The organism is Mucilaginibacter yixingensis (genome assembly GCF_041080815.1).
GTDB lineage: Bacteria > Bacteroidota > Bacteroidia > Sphingobacteriales > Sphingobacteriaceae > Mucilaginibacter > Mucilaginibacter yixingensis.
The window spans coordinates 1,191,108-1,209,055 of the sequence record NZ_CP160205.1 but is presented as its reverse complement, the minus strand read 5'-3'; the positions used below and the strand labels follow the sequence as shown (position 1 = coordinate 1,209,055).

At 46.2% G+C, this 17,948-nt stretch carries 15 protein-coding genes; 8 read left to right on the top strand and 7 right to left on the bottom strand.

Translation table 11 applies throughout. From position 1 onward, the window contains the following. Window positions 1-169: 169 nt before the first annotated feature. The 4 genes from ABZR88_RS05040 to rpsF form a co-directional block, all read right to left on the bottom strand. On the bottom strand, window positions 170-997 hold the full coding sequence (locus ABZR88_RS05040) for an ATP-binding protein (RefSeq protein WP_107831349.1): 828 nt from the start codon (window positions 995-997) through the stop codon (window positions 170-172). A gap of 188 nt (window positions 998-1,185) precedes the next feature. Next, window positions 1,186-1,629, bottom strand: a complete 444-nt coding sequence (rplI, locus tag ABZR88_RS05035; RefSeq protein WP_107831274.1) for a 50S ribosomal protein L9 — start codon at window positions 1,627-1,629, stop codon at window positions 1,186-1,188. A gap of 15 nt (window positions 1,630-1,644) precedes the next feature. Next, window positions 1,645-1,908 (bottom strand): 30S ribosomal protein S18, encoded by a 264-nt coding sequence (gene rpsR / locus ABZR88_RS05030; RefSeq protein WP_107831271.1) that lies wholly within the window; start codon window positions 1,906-1,908, stop codon window positions 1,645-1,647. 3 nt (window positions 1,909-1,911) lie between these two features. Next, on the bottom strand, window positions 1,912-2,274 hold the full coding sequence (gene rpsF / locus ABZR88_RS05025; protein ID WP_107831269.1) for a 30S ribosomal protein S6: 363 nt from the start codon (window positions 2,272-2,274) through the stop codon (window positions 1,912-1,914). Between the two features lie 460 nt (window positions 2,275-2,734). On the opposite strand from rpsF, the gene ABZR88_RS05020 reads away from it, so the two are divergent. The 5 genes from ABZR88_RS05020 to ABZR88_RS05000 all read left to right on the top strand — a co-directional run bounded on the left by ABZR88_RS05020 (window position 2,735) and on the right by ABZR88_RS05000 (window position 11,492). Continuing rightward, window positions 2,735-3,346 carry a hypothetical protein gene (locus ABZR88_RS05020; RefSeq protein ID WP_107831267.1) on the top strand — a complete coding sequence of 204 codons (612 nt, stop codon included), beginning with the start codon at window positions 2,735-2,737 and terminating at the stop codon, window positions 3,344-3,346. Window positions 3,347-3,473: 127 nt separating this feature from the next. Then, window positions 3,474-5,834 (top strand): type I DNA topoisomerase, encoded by a 2,361-nt coding sequence (gene topA / locus ABZR88_RS05015; protein WP_107831265.1) that lies wholly within the window; start codon window positions 3,474-3,476, stop codon window positions 5,832-5,834. A gap of 293 nt (window positions 5,835-6,127) precedes the next feature. Next, window positions 6,128-9,973, top strand: coding sequence for a hypothetical protein (locus ABZR88_RS05010; RefSeq protein ID WP_107831263.1), 3,846 nt, complete (start codon window positions 6,128-6,130; stop codon window positions 9,971-9,973). A gap of 7 nt (window positions 9,974-9,980) precedes the next feature. Beyond that, window positions 9,981-10,973, top strand: coding sequence for a PorP/SprF family type IX secretion system membrane protein (locus ABZR88_RS05005; protein ID WP_107831261.1), 993 nt, complete (start codon window positions 9,981-9,983; stop codon window positions 10,971-10,973). Window positions 10,974-11,066: 93 nt separating this feature from the next. Continuing rightward, window positions 11,067-11,492, top strand: a complete 426-nt coding sequence (locus ABZR88_RS05000; RefSeq protein WP_107831259.1) for a hypothetical protein — start codon at window positions 11,067-11,069, stop codon at window positions 11,490-11,492. 119 nt (window positions 11,493-11,611) lie between these two features. Here ABZR88_RS05000 and ABZR88_RS04995 read toward each other — a convergent pair whose 3' ends face one another. Continuing rightward, window positions 11,612-12,337: a glycosyltransferase family 2 protein gene (locus ABZR88_RS04995; protein ID WP_107831257.1), complete on the bottom strand. Its 726-nt coding sequence runs from the start codon at window positions 12,335-12,337 to the stop codon at window positions 11,612-11,614. 162 nt (window positions 12,338-12,499) lie between these two features. Here ABZR88_RS04995 and ABZR88_RS04990 point away from each other — a divergent pair, with 162 nt between their 5' ends. Together ABZR88_RS04990 and ABZR88_RS04985 are read left to right on the top strand one after the other, a co-directional pair. Next, entirely contained in the window at window positions 12,500-13,351 is an 852-nt protein-coding gene (locus ABZR88_RS04990; RefSeq protein WP_107831255.1) for a UbiA-like polyprenyltransferase, read from the top strand. Window positions 13,352-13,511: 160 nt separating this feature from the next. Then, a complete protein-coding gene (locus ABZR88_RS04985) occupies window positions 13,512-13,763 on the top strand; it encodes a hypothetical protein (RefSeq protein WP_107831253.1) in 252 nt (83 codons plus the stop codon). A gap of 263 nt (window positions 13,764-14,026) precedes the next feature. Here the strand turns inward: ABZR88_RS04985 and ABZR88_RS04980 are convergent, their stop codons facing one another. Beyond that, window positions 14,027-15,724: an amino acid permease gene (locus ABZR88_RS04980; protein WP_107831251.1), complete on the bottom strand. Its 1,698-nt coding sequence runs from the start codon at window positions 15,722-15,724 to the stop codon at window positions 14,027-14,029. A gap of 139 nt (window positions 15,725-15,863) precedes the next feature. After that, window positions 15,864-16,517 (bottom strand): hypothetical protein, encoded by a 654-nt coding sequence (locus ABZR88_RS04975; protein WP_146166609.1) that lies wholly within the window; start codon window positions 16,515-16,517, stop codon window positions 15,864-15,866. 264 nt (window positions 16,518-16,781) lie between these two features. On the opposite strand from ABZR88_RS04975, the gene ABZR88_RS04970 reads away from it, so the two are divergent. Further along, the gene (locus tag ABZR88_RS04970) at window positions 16,782-17,933 is read left to right on the top strand and encodes an MFS transporter (protein ID WP_107831247.1); all 1,152 of its coding nucleotides are present in this window, start codon (window positions 16,782-16,784) and stop codon (window positions 17,931-17,933) included. The last annotated feature ends 15 nt before the right edge of the window (window positions 17,934-17,948 follow it).

Sequence of the window (17,948 nt, the reverse complement as noted above, 5' to 3'; positions counted from 1 at the left end):
AAATAACTCCTTATTTCGGAGTTCGGAATTTCGATTTCGGATTTATTCATTATGCACCGTCCCGAACTTGTTTCAGCATGACCTGCTTATATACAAAGAACGTGATTGGTAAACCGATCACGCTCTTTGTATATTTTAAAATCCGAAATTGAAACTCCGAAATTCGAAATTACTTCGAAACCAACTCAAACGCTTGCACCATGTTGCCATTAAATGTGGGCACATAAACAATATGCTTTTGCGGGTCGTAACCAATATCGGCTGTATTAAGTTTACCGCCATGGATATCAAGCAGCGTTTCTACCTTACCTGCGGCCGTTACGTAGAAAATATAACCGTTCCAGCAGGTGGCCAGCCAGTCGCCATTACCAATGGGCTCCAATCCATCGCCGCCGCAAGGCAGGGTGGCAATAGTTGTGCGTTTCCCGCTGGCATCTATCTTAATTAAATCGGGGTTAACTAACGCATACAAATCGGTACCGATAGCTTTAAGGCCGTTGGCACCCTTCGCGTCATTTAAAAATACAGACACCTGGCCATTTTCCAGTTTATAAATCACATTTACGCGGGTGTCTGACACGTATACCGTCCCCTTGTCATCCACCGTCACATCGTTCAAGAATTTAGAACCCGCTACCGGGATCTTTTTGATCACCTTGCCAGTGTTCATGTTTACTTCCACAATTTCGGTCAAATCGGCTACATAAAGTGTATTGCCAAAACGGCCCAAACCTTTAGGGGCGTTTAACCCGGTGGTAAAATCCAGGTTAATAATCTTGCCATCTAAACCAAGTTTTGCCACGCCACCTTTACCGTCTTTGGTATTGCCGTCGCCTTCAATTTCAGAAACATAAAGAATCTTCTTTTTTAAATCGGGCAAAACAGACTCTGGCGTGCGCACCACGGTATCGGTTTGCCAGAGTTTTTTTAGTTCATGTTGCTGGGCGCCGGCTGTTAAAGCAAACAGGACAAAAAGGGCAGGTAGTAGTTTTTTCATTTTTATATATGGTTTTAACCGCTTATACATTTTGCAACCGTTTAGGTACTATGCTAAGTTGCAGTTTTTCTATCCACCCATCAAGCGTTATTGCAAACGTCTTTAAACAAAAAAAGGTGACTGGAAAATTCCAATCACCTTTCTATCTTTTCAAGCCCTCTCCTTCGGGGAGGGTTGGGTGGGGTCAATTACTCGGCAACCACTTCAAAAGGTACCTGTACTTTAACCTCTTTGTGCAGGTTAAGGTTAGCAGTGTACTCGCCCAGGAATTTAGGCTCCTGATCGAAAGTGATACGACGACGGTCAACTTCAAAACCCTGTTTTTTCAGAGCATCAGCAACCTGGATAGTGTTGATAGCACCGAAGATTTTGCCAGTTTCGCCAGCTTTAGCGCCGATGGTCAGTTTTACACCTTCCAGTTTAGCAGCAACAGCATCAGCATCTTTGCGGATTTTCTCTTGTTTAAACGCAGCTTGTTTCAGGTTTTCAGCTAATACTTTGCGTGCGCTTTCAGTAGCCAGCTGAGCAAAACCCTGAGGAATCAGGAAATTACGACCGTAACCAGCTTTTACTTTTACGATATCATCCTTCTCGCCGAGGTTTTTAATATCTTGTTTTAAAATAACTTCCATTGTTTAACCTCCTGCTTATTTTAATGAATCTGTAACATAAGGTAATAAACCAATGTGACGGGCACGTTTAACAGCCTGAGCCACTTTACGCTGAAACTTCAATGAAGTACCGGTTAAACGACGAGGTAATACTTTACCCTGATCGTTAACAAATTTCAAAAGGAAGTTTGCGTCTTTATAATCGATATACTTGATACCGTTCTTTTTGAAACGGCAGTATTTTTTACGGTTATCGTCCACCTTTGGGGCAGTAACGTATTGAATTTGATCGTTTGCCATTTCTTAAGCCTCCTCTGTAGTTTTAGCAGGTTTTTTGTTAAATGCACCGCTACGTTTTTTCTCGTTGTAAGCAACGGCATGTTTGTCCAAAGCAATGGTCAGGAAACGTACAACGCGCTCATCACGCTTTAACTCGACTTCCAGTTTGCTGATCAATTCACCCGGAGCCTTGTATTCAGTTAGGTGATAGTATCCAGTGCTTTTTTTCTGAATTGGATACGCTAATTTTCTCAGACCCCAATTATCCTCCTGGATAATTTCGGCTCCGTTATCTGTAAGGATCTTGCTGAATTTGGCGTTAACCTCTTTCGCAGCCTCTTCTGATAACAACGGGGTCAAGATTACTACTGTTTCGTACTGTTGCATTATTGCTATTGTTTTTAAATTATCCCGCACTAAACGGGGCTGCAAATGTAGGCATAATATTTAATAATGCAAACAGTCTTGAACCATGATTTTTAGGATTTTATGGACTAACCAGGATACTTGTTGCCCCAACAACCAAATAAATCTTCAAACTGTAAGTCAACCCATTAGATACGAGCATCCTGTTAATCTATAAAACGGCGAAGCCCTCTTGAGTACCTTAAAGAATAATAGCTAACGAAAAATCCTAAAAATCATGACTCTAACAGAGGGCGTTCCCTTCGGGCCGGGCTATCCGCTCATACTGCACAGGCCTTAGCCACGGGCCGGTATCCGCTCCTATCCCTAACGCGAAACTACGCTCCCCTCCAGCACGTCATTGCGTGGCGATTATTCCCAATCAATCAACTCTTAACATTAACTATGCACAATAAATATATATTTGCCCGAAACAGTTTATATGAAGAGACCTATACTTATCGCCGTCCTGGCTCTGGCTGCCGTTAGTGTAAAAGCACAAACAGCTGGCCCTGGCCCTGTAGAAAAAAGATTATCAGATAGTTTGTGTGCCTGTGTAACCAAACTCGATCTCTCTAAAATAAACACCAAAGACGAAGCCGTACAGGCCTATACCAACTGCGTAATGCAGCATGCCGATTTACTGCCGGATCTGGCGGCAGAGAAAAAAGTGCAAATGGAAGACCAAGATGCCATGCGCACCATTGGCATTGAATTGGCACAAACCCTGATGAAGCAAAAATGCGATGCTTTTGTAAAACTAAGTTTGCTAATGGCTAAAGACAAGGCAGCGGCATTAGCAAACTCAACTTTTGGCACCTTTAAACGTATTGATGTTAAAGGCTTTAACTATGTTGTTATAACAGATGCGGCGGGCAGCGAAAAATCTTTTTTATGGCTGCGCGAGTTTCCGGGATCTGCAAATTTTATGCAGCCACCTTATAAAGCATCCGGCAAAAAAATCAAGATAACTTGGCAAGAAATGGAGGTTTATCTGCCGCAGGCAAAAGGCTATTATAAGGTAAAAGAAATTACCGGCATTAGCATTTTATAATAGTTAATACATTTTTATACCGGGCGTAAAACCACAGCCTGTTTTATGCCCGATAAGCTCTATAGCCAAACAAAAAATTTGCGTTTGGCTTTCTTTATTTATTAGTTTGCAAAAAAATAGAACGTTAATGGCCAAAAATCTACTAATTGTCGAGTCGCCTGCCAAGGCTAAAACCATAGAGGGATACCTCGGGAAGGATTTTACCGTAAAATCAAGCTACGGCCACATCCGCGACCTGGTAAAGAGCGACGATGCCATCAACGTAGCCAACAACTTTGAGCAGAAGTACGAGATACCGGCCGATAAGAAACAGCTGGTAACCGAACTAAAGAAACTTGCTAAGGAAGCCGAAACGGTTTGGCTAGCATCCGATGAGGACCGGGAGGGTGAAGCGATCTCCTGGCACCTTTATGAAACCCTTGGCCTAAAAGATGCATCAACCAAACGCATCGTTTTCCACGAAATTACCAAGCCTGCCATATTAAAGGCTATAGAAAGTCCCCGCAAAATAGATTTTAACCTGGTGAACGCCCAACAGGCCCGTCGTGTACTGGACCGTTTGGTGGGTTTCGAGCTTTCGCCGGTACTGTGGAAAAAGGTTAAACCATCGCTCTCTGCCGGCCGCGTGCAGTCTGTTGCCGTGCGCCTCATTGTAGAGCGCGAACGCGAGATCAATAAATTTAAAGCAGAAGCGGCTTTCCGCATTATAGCCATATTTGGCAAAGGCAGAGATGCTTTTAAAGCTGAGTTGCCTGAACGCTACAGCAAGCAAGAGGACGCGGAGAAATTCCTGAACGATTGCATCAGCGCAGCATTCAAAGTAAACTCGCTGGAAACCAAGCCAGCCAAACGCTCGCCTGCTGCGCCGTTCACTACCTCTACCTTGCAGCAAGAGGCTAGCCGTAAGCTGGGCTTCTCGGTATCGCGCACCATGTCTGTTGCACAAAAGCTGTATGAGAGTGGTAAGATTACCTACATGCGTACCGACTCGGTAAACCTGTCTGACCTGGCCCTGAATGCCGCCCGTGATCAGATTAACCGTGCTTATGGCGAGAAATACCATCAGCTTAGAAAATACAAAACCAAATCGGCCAGTGCACAAGAAGCGCACGAGGCCATCCGCCCTACATATTTTGACGTTCATACCATTGATGATGGTGATTCATCAGAGAAACGCCTGTATGAACTGATCTGGAAACGCGCCATTGCCTCGCAAATGAGCGAAGCGCTGTTTGAAAAAACTACCGCTAAAATTGGCATCTCTACCCGTGGCGAAGAACTGGTTGCCAACGGCGAGGTATTAAAATTTGACGGATTTTTAAAAGTGTACCTCGAATCGCACGATGAAGAGGACGATAATCAGCAAGACGGCGATAACGCTATGTTGCCGCCATTAGCTCAGGGCCAAACTTTGAGCCTTACCGAGATGACCGCCACCGAGCGTTACTCACGCCCACCGGCACGCTATACAGAGGCCAGTCTGGTAAAAAAACTGGAAGAGCTGGGTATCGGTCGCCCGTCTACCTATGCTCCTACCATCTCTACTATCCAGAACCGTGGCTATGTAGTGAAAGAGGAGCGCGACGGCCGCCAGCGCAATTACAAGGTATTGACCTTGAAAGCCGGAGAGATCAAGAAAGAAGAACTGACAGAAAATACCGGTGCCGAACGTAATAAAATGTTCCCTACTGATATTGGCGCCGTGGTAAATGATTTCCTGGTGCAATACTTTAACGGTATTGTTGATTTTCATTTCACCGCAGGTGTAGAAAAAGAGTTTGACGAAATTGCACAGGGCATGAAGGATTGGACCGACATGATCCGCAAATTTTATCAGCCTTTTCACCAGGAGGTAGAGAACACCATCAAAACTGCCGACAAAGCCACCGGCGAACGCGAATTGGGCGTACACCCTGAGAGCGGCAAAAAAATGTCGGTACGTATTGGTCGCTACGGCCCGTTTGTACAGGTTGGCGAAACCGAAACCGAAGGCGGCGAGAAACCACTATACGCCAGCCTGCGCGCCGGCCAAATGATTGAAACCATCACCCTGGAAGAAGCCCTGGAGCTATTCAAACTGCCTAAGAAAGTAGGCTTTTTTGAAGACAAGGAGATGACGGTGGCAATCGGCAAATTCGGCCCTTATATCAGACACAACAGCGCCTTTTACTCGTTGCCAAAAGAGATTGATCCGCTGGATGTTACCGAAGAGCAGGCAATCGAGATCATCGAGGCAAAACGCAAAAAAGATGCAGAGCGATTGATCCGCACTTTTGATGAAAATCCGGACGTAAAAATATTGAACGGCCGCTGGGGACCATACATTGAATTTGGCAAGCAAAACCTAAAAATTCCGAAAGACAAAACACCGGAAACGTTAACCTATGCCGACTGTGTAGCCCTGTCTGAAGCGGCACCTGCTGCACCTAAAAAAGGCGGCAAAAAAACAACCGCCAAAGCAGCTACAAAAACCGCTAAGAAAAAGTAACAGGCGTGTTACAATTGGGGTAAATACTACACATACCCTGTTCATATTTCCACAAAAGCACCCAAAGGGGATAAGTGCCAAACTTATCCCCTTTTTTCATTGTGGTTAGCAAGTTTACACTTAATGTTTACTAATACTTAACGATTGCATAACGGTTTTACATAGTGTCTTCACATATTGATAATCGGCGGTGATTATCAGCCCCATGGAATAGTTTTTGGATAACTGCATATACTATACTTCCTAATTGGTATAGGAAGAACGTTATGCGTCCTCTAATTTTAACTATTGTTATGCTTTTTGCTGCGCCGTTGCTTTATGCGCAAACGGGAGGCAGCTGCCCACTCAACATGGATTTTGAGATGGGCGATTTTACTAACTGGCAATGCCTTACCGGCAATGCCCAGGTTCAAACTATCAATAACGTTTTGGTTAACGTTATAGCAGTGAACCCTACCCCGCCTACAGCCAATGCACAAGCCATCATAGCCAAAAGCAAAGCCCTGGATAAATGGGGAGGTTTTCCTATTGCCTCGCCAAACGGCAGCAATTATACCATCAAACTGGGTAACGACCTTTCGGGCGGGCAGGCTTCAGAAGTTACTTACACCTTTACCGTACCAACCAGCGGCGACGATTTCTCAGTCACCTACGCATGCGCCATCGCATTTAGAACAGGCGAACACTGGGACATCCAACAACCTCGTTTTTTAGTAAAAGTTTATAACATTGACGACAAATCTTACATCGACTGTGCTGAATCTGACTATATAAGTACACCTGCACTTCAGGGTTTTCAACAATCAACCGTAGCTCCAGATGTTGTTTATAAACCCTGGTTTAACACAACGCTTAACTTTTCGGCCTATAAAGGCAAAAAACTACGCTTAGAATTTACGGCTGCCGGTTGTACGCTGGGCGGCCACTTTGGCTACGCTTACATTGATGTAAACAAAATCTGTTCTAACCCAATAGTTGGCATTGATTTTTGCAATACCGCTACTAACATTACCCTGACTGGCCCAACCGGATACGCCGGTTATAAATGGTACAATGCAGATCGCTCTAAAGTATTAGGCACAGCCAGCACATTGGTTTTCCCAACCGCACCAGCAGACGGCACTGTAGTTAACGTAGATCTCACCCCTAACCCGGGGATGGGCTGCGCTGCTACTACTGCAACCACGCTGCATAATCACGGCCCATGGTTAACAATAACTAATCCTGCACCTGCTTGCTATCTGGGTAAAGTGGATATTACCTCAAAACAGGTTGTGGCCGCCACCGGCACAGGTATCGTATTGAGCTACTGGAAAGACGCGCAAGCCACAGTACCTCTTACTGATAACCCTACGGCGGTAGGCACCAGCGGCACCTATTATGTTAAAGCAACTAATGACCTGGGCTGCGCTGTAATTAAACCGGTTACCGTTACCATTAATCCATTGCCAGATTTGCGCATAACCGACCCAAAACCAGTTTGCATTGGCGGCGCCCTCGACCTGACTGCCCCAGCAGTAACCGCAGGTAGCGTGCAAGGCCTCACGTTAAGTTATTGGACCGATGCCGCCGCTACCCAGCCGCTCAATAATCCATCAGCGGTAACAACAGCAGGCACCTATTATATCAAGGGCATCAATGCAATGGGCTGCCCCGTAGTTAAACCGGTTAAAGCAGCATTTTATGCCCTGCCAGATCTCACCATAACAGACCCTGCCCCGGTGTGCTATCCAGCCAAAGTTAACTTGACATCGGCAGTATATAATAATACCGGCGATAACATTACCCTTACCTATTGGCAGGATGCCCAGGCTACAAATCCATTAAGTAGCGCAGAGGTTGGTACTACCGGCACTTACTATATCAAAGCAACTAATGTAACCGGCTGTGTTACCATCAAAGCTGTTAACGTTGTTGTAAATGCCCTCCCTGTACTGGTCATAAACCAACCTGCCGACGTTTGTTATGCAGGCAAAGTAGACCTGACTGCTGCAGCTGTAACAGCAGGCACCACAGGCAATCCAACATTTACTTACTGGCGTGATGCAGCAGCTACGCTACCTCTTATCAACTATGCAGCAGTTGCTGATAGCGGTAGCTACTATATTAAGGCTACCAACGCTTCTGGCTGCTTTACCATCAAAATGGTGAATGTGGTAATCAAACCGCTGCCAGATTTGCGCATAACCGACCCAAAACCAGTTTGCATTGGCGGCACCCTCGACCTGACTGCCACAGCGGTAACCGCGGGTAGCGTGCAAGGCTTAACCTTAAGCTACTGGACCGATGCTGCAGCTACCCAACAGCTCAACAACCCATCAGCCGTAACGGTGGCCGGCACCTATTATATCAAGGGCATCAATGCAATGGGCTGCCCCGTAGTTAAACCGGTTAAAGCAGCATTTTATGCCCTGCCAGATCTCACCATAACAGACCCTGCCCCGGTGTGCTATCCAGCCAAAGTTAGCTTAGCATCGGCAGTACATAATAATACCGCCGACAACATTACCCTTACCTATTGGCAGGATGCCCAGGCTACAAATCCGTTAAGTAGCGCAGAGGTTGGTATTACCGGCACTTACTATATCAAAGCAACCAACGTAACCGGCTGTGTTACCATCAAAGCTGTTAACGTTGTTGTAAATGCCCTCCCCGTGCTGGTCATAAACCAACCGGCTGACGTTTGTTATGCAGGTAAAGTAGACCTGACTGCTGCAGCTGTAACAGCAGGCACCACAGGCAATCCAACATTTACTTACTGGCGTGATGCAGCAGCTACGCTACCTCTTATCAACTATGCAGCAGTTGCTGATAGCGGTAGCTACTATATTAAGGCTACCAACGCTTCTGGCTGCTTTACCATCAAAATGGTGAATGTGGTAATCAAGCCGTTACCAGATTTACGCATAACCGACCCAAAACCGGTTTGCGTTGGCAACACTATTAACCTTAAGGCCGCGGCAATAACCGCTGGTAGTGCACAAGGTTTAACATTAAGTTACTGGACAGATGCCGCGGCCACCCATCCCCTTAATAATCCAACGGCGGTAAGCGTTACCAACACCTATTATATCCAGGGTATCAACGCCATGGGGTGCACAGTAATTAAGCCGGTAAAGGCAACTTTTTATGAATCACCAGACTTTGCAGTGGTTGATCCGGCGCCGGTTTGCTATCCTGCCAAAGTGAATATAGCTTCTGCCGTACACAGCAGCATGGGCGATAACGTTAGTATATCTTACTGGAAGGATGCCCTGGGCACCATATCGCTAACCAATACAGAAGTAACTATAGGTGGCACCTATTATGTTAAAGCTACCAACGCAGCCGGCTGCTTTACCATGAAGGCCGTTAATGTAGTAGTAAACGCACTGCCCGAACTGGTGATTAACCAGCCTGCTGATATTTGCATGCCAGGCAGGGTAGATCTGAGCGCATCATACATCACCGCTGGCTCAAGCAGTAAATTAACTTTTACTTACTGGCGTGATGCAGCCGCTACCACGCCGCTTACCAACTACAGAGCCGTTGCCGATAGTGGCCGGTACTATATCAAAGCCACCAATACATCAGGCTGCTATACCGTAGGTGCGGTGTTGGTTAACGTTCACAGGCTGCCGGTTGTTTATACCCAGCCACTAAAAGCACTCTATCAACCCCGCACTGTTGATCTGACCCAAGCCGTAGACATGAGCAGGAGCACCAGCAATGCCACTTACACTTATTGGGCCAATTCATCGCTCACCGTGCCCGTAAAAAACCCGAAAGCTGTTGGCGAAACCGGCACTTATTACATCAAGGCAGCCAATGCTTACGGCTGTTATGTGGTAGCCCCGGTAGAGGTTTTCCTGGCGCCGGTGCCAGACATCCTGGTGCCAACTGCCTTTACACCAATGCAAGTAACTAATAACAAGCTATACCCTTTTCTTAAGGGCGTTAAGGTCTTTAAATTCTTCAAACTATATAACCGTTGGGGCAATATGGTGTATGAAACCAACGACGCCAGTGCCGATAAAGGGTGGGACGGCCAGTTTAAAGGCGCTATTGCCTTCCTGGATACCTTCACCTGGGTATCTGAGGGAGTTGACTACCTGGGAAACATTGTTCACCGAAGCGGTAATACCGTTTTATTAAAATAATAAAGAGATGAAAAGGATTCTACTTATCTGTTTAAGTCTGACTATCAGCAGCCAGCTGTTTGCGCAAGATCCGCACTTTACCCAATATTTTGCTTCACCGCTAAGTCTTAATCCAGCCTATACCGGCTTTTTTGATGGCGACATGCGCGTGGCCCTCAATCAACGCCAGCAATGGGCCAATGTGGGTTATAAGTACAACACCACCAGCATCTCTGTTGATGCCAAGTTGTTGCCTAATCGTATCCCTGAAGATGATATTCTGGCTGTCGGGCTTTCCGGCGTGTTTGATGCCTCGTTAAACGGTGCGTTAAAAAGTAACTACATCTCGGCATCTGCTGCTTATCATAAAAGTTTGGATGAGGGCGGTCGCCAGCGTTTAAGCGTGGGCCTGCAGTTTACCTATGCAAATACGTTTATAGACTTTAACAACCTCACCTTTGCCTCTCAATATGACGGCAATAAGTTTGACACCTCTATTCCGGTTAGTGTAGATAGTTATAAATCGTCTGCCAGTTATTACGACGCCCATGCCGGCGTACTGTATTCGTTTAAAAACGAAAACGCATCCTGGTATGCCGGTGCATCTGTTTACCACCTTGCAAGGCCAACAGAATCGCTGTTCACTTCAGAAGGTATCAAAGTTCCTTTCCGCGAAACCTTCCATGCCGGTGGCGAAATCAATATGGGCAATCGCTCTTCTATTATTTTGAGCGGCATGTATATGACCCAGAATGGCGCGCACGACCAGATGATTGGTGCGATTTATAGCGTAAAAGCCAATAATAACGAGAACGCATTTAACATTAGCTTTGGCAGTTGGTTGCGTTTTGGCGACTCATACGTCCCTTACGTAGGTATGGACTTTCAGGATTTTACCCTGGGGATGAACTATGCCGTACCTTATAACAACACCATCAACTATCGCCCTAACACGGTAGAAATATCGTTAATTTACAGAAAAGGAGCACACAGCGGCAAACTGGATTGCCCACGGTTTTAGGCTGATACCGAACACCAGAGCTAAAAAGAAAACCAAAATCCTGATTTTTAAGTTTAATGATTAGTTATCTTCGTGCCCTGAGATAGTAACAGAATGAAAAAAGACCTGCCCGAAAATAGAGTTGAAGACATAGCCGTTGCCGTGGCGCTTGAAGCTGAAAACGCAGAGCACAAAACCTGGTATGTTTATCTGATCAACTTAAAAAAGGAGCCGATAGAAAACGTGCTGATTACCTCACGCGGTTATGGCGAAAAAGACGGCGAGCAGGTTAAAACGTCAACCTTGCGCCACATGTTTCCGCAGGTGGATGCCGAAGCATTCAAGATAATTGAACCGATAGACGAGCAAACTTTTGGTCTGAATAATGAGTACTGGCTCAGTTATTACATTGGCAATACCATTTACGATAAAAAATTCATCTTCCTGCCAGAGAGCATTATCGAATCAAACTTCATTCGCCTGCCGTTAATAAATAAACCGGGGGTGATGATAGGGCATGCGGTAAAGATTAACAAGTAGCTTAGTTGGCTATTTGGCCACCGCCCACCCTTCGACAAGGCTCAGGATGACACCCTTTTTTCCCTTCGCTGCGGTGAGAACGCGAGTGATCGCAGAAATACAGACCACTGATTAGCGGACTAGCTCCTTCCCAACATTCCGTACTTCAGAATACAATAAATAGCCCTGAAACCGTCTTTCCAGCCTATCTTCTTACCTTCGTCATAGGTACGGCCATAGTAGGATATGCCCACCTCATAGATCCTGATTTTTGGCACACGTGCCATTTTGATGGTCACCTCTGGCTCAAAACCAAAACGCTGCTCGCGCAATTGCAGTCCCTGCACCATTTTAGTATTGAACAGCTTATAGCAGGTTTCCATATCCGTCAGGTTAAGGTTGGCAAACATATTGGTAAAAAACGTCAACCAGCGATTGCCGATAGTATGCCAGAAAAACAGGATACGATGCGGATTGCTACCCATAAAGCGTGAACCGTAAACCACATCGGCAAAACCGCTGCAAATAGGTTTCAGCAGATCATTATATTCAGACGGGTCATACTCCAAATCAGCATCCTGAATGATGAGATACTCGCCAGTTGCTTTGGCAATCCCTGTGTGCAGGGCTGCGCCTTTACCCTTGTTTACCTCGTGCTCGTAGTAAGCAATATGAAGATCAGGGTTGGCTTCGCGATAACTGGCAATGGCTTGTGTGGTATTATCTTTAGAGCAATCGTTCACTATAATCACCTCTTTTTCAATACCATCAATCAACTCAATGGCTTTTATTTTATTCAGAATAAGATGGATGGTAGCGGCTTCGTTATAAGCAGGAATGATAATAGACAGTCGCGATATTTTCATCAAAATTTAGTTCAGTTGACAGATGCGGGATATCAAAAATAACAATTTTTGCGTAAGCCCCGCTTTTAAAAGCATCTTTACTGCCCGGTGGCGCATATCAAACAGTTTAGTACATTTGTAAACTATTGTTGAAACCCTGCCCCGGGGCAGCACTCAGGATATATGAAAAAATATTTCTCGTTAGTCACTTTCTCGCATACCATATTTGCCATGCCGTTTGCATTTATCGGCTTTTTTCTGGCTATTACTACTACGCACGCACATTTTCAATGGCATTTACTGTTGCTGATGGTGCTATGTATGATTTTTGCCCGTAACTCGGCCATGGCGTTTAACCGCTATCTTGACCGCGATATTGATGCCATAAATCCACGCACGCAGAAACGCGATATCCCGGCCGGCCGTATTTCGCCCACCGCAGCATTAACGTTTACTATTATTAACTGTTTGCTATTTATTGGCGCCACCTGGTTTATTAACCGGTTGTGCTTTTATCTCTCGCCCATTGCGTTGTTGGTGGTTTTAGGCTACAGCGCAACCAAGCGCTTTACGGCCTTATGCCACCTGGTTTTGGGCTTAGGCCTGTCACTGGCTCCTATTGGTGCTTATCTGGTGGTTACCGGCCAATTTCAATTGCTACCAATCTTCTTCTCGCTCTCGGTACTTTGCTGGGTAAGTGGCTTTGATATTATTTACGCATTGCAGGATGAAGACTTTGACCGCGGCCAGAAACTGCACTCTATCCCGGCCTGGTTGGGTAAGGTAAATGCATTGCGCTTGTCTACCTTTCTGCACGTACTTTCGGCAATATTCATTACTGCACCTGCCTTTATTATGCACCCGGGAGCGTTGTATTACGTAGGGATCGTGTTCTTCTGCGCGATGTTGATCTACCAACACCTGTTGGTTAAACCTAACGATCTAAGCCGCGTAAACTTTGCTTTTATGACTACCAACGGTATTGCCAGCGTGGTTTTTGCTGTGTTATTTTTGTTGGATAGGTTAATTTTCTAAGAGCGCTGAGTTCTGACTTAACTAAAACAAATGAGATGTCATGTTGTAGCTCCGTCAAAACACGTGCGATGGGACTATGAAGGTGAAATAACATTATTAGCCGTCAACCAACAGCGTCGGGCTTCGGGTGAAAGCGGGCAGCACAAGGAGGGTTTGTGTGGTGGCAGAGGGCATTCAATTGCCGCCAGAAGCACAGGATTTGTGTGATGCGACAGCAGGGGGCGGTAATTGCGGCCCTGTGGTGCTGGCTGATTTGCAGGGCAAAGGCCTTGTGCGGCCAAGAAGCCATTACGCTGTTAAGCGCTTTGGTTACTTTGGCGCTTCAAACGGCGAAGCCTTCTTGAGTGCCTTTAAGAAGCAAATTATATTACGAAAAACTAACAGCCCTCCGGCGGCGACTGAGCCGGACTGACGCTCAACATCTGCACTTACTTTACCCACCATGGGTAGCGCTGTCGAAACACGTGCGGTGGGGCTTGTCCATCATCTTTAGCGCCGAGGCCTCTCCGCGAGTCTTCGACAAGCTCAGACTGACAGCCTCTCGTTTGTCATGTCACTTTCATAGTCCCGCCGCCGCGATTCTATTACTCAGGATGACACCCGACGCTATTTTTTTTTGGTGACGTATCGGTCGAGCGGTCAACACTAATCTTCAATCATCTAATCTCTATTGTTTTACTCCTTCGCCGCCAGTGCACTATTCTTAAGCCCGTAGGTAAAATACAGCACCAAACCAACAACCAGCCATACCAGGAACCGGATCCAGCTATCATAGTTCAACTCTGCCATCAGGTAAAAACAACTGATCAATCCCAGAACCGGAATAAGCGATAGCTGCCTGATTACGGCAAATACCGTTAATACAGCTGATAGCAGAATGAAAAGAAAATAAGGGAACTTCTGATGCAGGTTCTCACCCTCAAACAGACTACTAAATTGGCTACGGAAGACAATCACGCCGACAATAAACAGCACAGGAGCAATAAAGCGCGAGTTGATATAAGGCAATTTGAAACGACCTGGCACGGCATCCTGCTTAGGTAATAACAGTACACCACCGCATACCAGCACAAACGCAAACAGGGTGCCGATACTGGTCAAATCTGTAACGATGGTTAGATTGACAAACAGAGCTGGCACGGCCACTACAATACCGGTGATAATGGTAGAGAACGACGGCGTATGGTATTTAGGGTGAATTTTTGAAAATATCTTTGGTAGTAATCCGTCCCTGCTCATACTCATCCATATACGGGGCTGCCCTAGTTGAAAAATGAGTAGCACACTGGCTGTAGCAATAACCGCACTGATAGAAATCACATAACTAATCTTATTCAAGCCCACCTTCAGGAAAACAAACGCCAGCGGATCGCCAACCTGCAATTGTTTATAGCTCACCATGCCGGTCAGCACTAAGGCAATCAGCACATATAAAACCGTACAGATGATAAGCGAGTAGATCATCCCGCGCGGCAAATCGCGTTGTGGATTCTCACATTCCTCGGCCGTGGTAGAGATAGCATCAAAACCAATGTAGGCAAAGAAAACACCCGACACGCCCTTCATCACTCCACCAAAGCCATTAGGCAAAAACGGATGCCAGTTAGCTGGCGTGATATAGAAGAACCCAATGATAATTACCACTATCACTATGGCAATTTTTAAAAATACCATCGCGTTGGTAGCCCGCTTGGTTTCGCGGATACCAATGTAAACCAACCAAGTGATAATCACCACAATCAGCAATGCCGGTATATTGGCAATCAGCTTAAAATTACCAAAGCCAGGGGCTGTACTCCAGGCTAATGCGCCGGCTTTTATGCCGTCGGTAATTTCGCCCAGCTTGCCTGCGGCTGTGAGTTGCTGCAATTGCTCATGCGCTTTAAAAGCGCTGAAGTAATCGAGCGTTAGATAAGTGGGAACATGAATATGAAACCCCTCCAGAAAGTTAACAAAATAGGTACTCCAGGAAATGGCTACCGCTATGTTGCCAATGGCATATTCCATCAGCAAATCCCAGCCGATGATCCAGGCAATCAGTTCGCCAAAAGACGCGTAAGCGTAGGTATAAGCACTACCGGCAACCGGGATGCGCGAGGCAAACTCAGCGTAACACAAAGCTGAAAATCCACAGGTAATAGCTGTAATAACAAAAAGAATGGTAACCCCCGGCCCACCATTAAAGGCGGCCTCGCCAATGGTTGAAAATATGCCCGCTCCCACTACGGCCGCTATACCCATCAGGGTTAGATCTTTTACCTTGAGGGCTTTGGTTAAATGTACACCGCCCGAGTGTTCGCTATCGCTAAATCCGCTTTCTACATCGGCCATAATGCGGTCGATTGATTTTTTCCGGAATATATTGTTTGGCATTAGTGAAGATCAGTTTGCTTAGATACCAAACATAATCATTTTTTCGGATAGCTACAGCGGCCCCAAAAGCAACAATGCCATTTAGATGAGGGCGATATGCTTTTACTCATCTAAACGGCATTGCCTGTTAAAAACCCGTTTAGTACGTCAGTGTCTTTCGCCTGCGTGTTAAGACGAGCACCAACACCACTATCAGTAATATACCGCCAATAATGCCCATTTTCAGCGGTGTGCTCATCCCCTGCGCCTGCCCGAAAGTGGTGTACTGATCTGTACCGCGCACATCATCGGCCACTTTGATGCTTTTGAAAAAATCGTTCATCTCTTTGGCCGATACATCCTTGCGCATCTCATCATACAAGTACTGAAAAGTGTAGGTGGCGGGTTTGGTGTACAAGATCCTGAACTGTCGCAGCTGTACACCAGCGCCGGTATCTGTTTGCAGCATAAAATCATGCACCATCAGTTTGTTTACAATGGTATCGTGCTCTTTGCTGATGGTGCCGTCAGACAGGCTGGTTTGTACTTTTCTAATGTATTCTTTGAATACATTTTGCAGGTCTTTTTCATTCGTCAGCGTCTTATTTTGAGGATTTGGGGCGCGGTTTACAATTACGTAGCCGAAAGCTGTACCAGCTGTATATGTTTGCTGCCCCAAGGTATCCATCTTCTTAAAATCCGACGGCAACTGCACGCTCACGGTGCTATCTAAAGCAACCGTTTTAAGCTGCTGTGCCATTGCGCCTAAGCAAAAGATCAATGACAGATTTAACGCGATGATTATCTTTTTCATAGTAGTTAAATAACTACCGCTACAGTATTTGGTTTTTAAAAAATACTTAAATTGCTAATAAACAACAAGTTACAATAAGCTATTTTTGGAGCCCCTCCATAAGTCATGCCGAACTTGTTTCGGCACCCCATTTGCTAAAACGAACGTATGCGACCTGTATTGATGAGATCCCGAAACAAGTTCGGGATGACGATCTGGCAAACTTCCCTGTAATTGTATTTTTTACACTTACTCCACATTTATCAACATAACTTTGCAGCCGATATGAGTACGCCAGCAGCCACCCTTACTTTCCCCAAACATTTGTTACGTATTGCCGTTGGCTGCATGTTTTTTATGGCTGGTTTGAACTTTGCCAGCTGGGCATCGCGCATTGCCAGTATACAGCAAACAATGGGTTTGAGTGATGCCGGACTGGGCGCCGTACTTTTTGCCATGCCGGTGGGATTGATGGCCTCGCTGCCCTTCGCCGGCTGGATCATTAGCAAAACTGGCAGTCGCCAGGTTTTGATCATCGCGTTAATCGCCTACGGACTGGCACTAATCGGCCTTGGTTCTGCTCAACATACCTGGCAGCTAATTGCCGCCTTGCTGTGCTTCGGTTTTGCCAGTAATACCGTTAACATTTCTGTAAATACCCAGGCCGTGGCTGCCGAAAGACTATACCCTAAGCCCATTATGGCCTCGTTTCATGGCTTATGGAGCCTGGCGGGTTTTGCGGGTGCGGGCATCGGCACGTTTATGATTGGCAAAAGCATCATACCGCAATATCATTTCATTATGATCTTTTGTGTGATTGCCGCCGGAGTGATCTGGAGCTCGCGCTACCTGAATAATGATCATGGCGGTGCGCAGGAAGGTCCGGCGTTTGTAATGCCTGATCGGTCGCTCATTAAGCTGGGTATCATTGCCTTCTGCTCTATGATTTGCGAAGGCGCCATGTTTGACTGGAGCGTGATCTACTTTAAAAAAGTGGTGCTGGCTCAGCAAGCCTGGATGGGCGCCGGTTACACGGCATTTATGCTCACCATGGCCACCGGTCGTTTCATAGCCGACTGGTTCTCGCACCGTTACGGGCTGAAACGCATCTTGCAGATCAGCGGCCTGCTCACCGCTGTCGGGCTGAGCATTGCCGTACTCTTCCCCTACCTTCCAACGGCTATCGGCGGTTTCCTACTGGTAGGTTTTGGTGTATCAAGCGTAGTGCCAATGGTTTATAGCGTGGCGGGTAAATCAAAAACCATGTCGCCGGGCATGGCGCTGGCGGCGGTATCTACTATCGGGTTTATTGGCTTTCTGGTGGGCCCTCCTATTATTGGCTTTATTGCAGGCGCGCTTAGCCTGCGTGCTTCGTTCACCTTCATCGCCGTGATGGGCCTGAGTGTGGTGGCTATATCGAGCAAAGCGAAGCTTTAAATTTACTTTAGATTT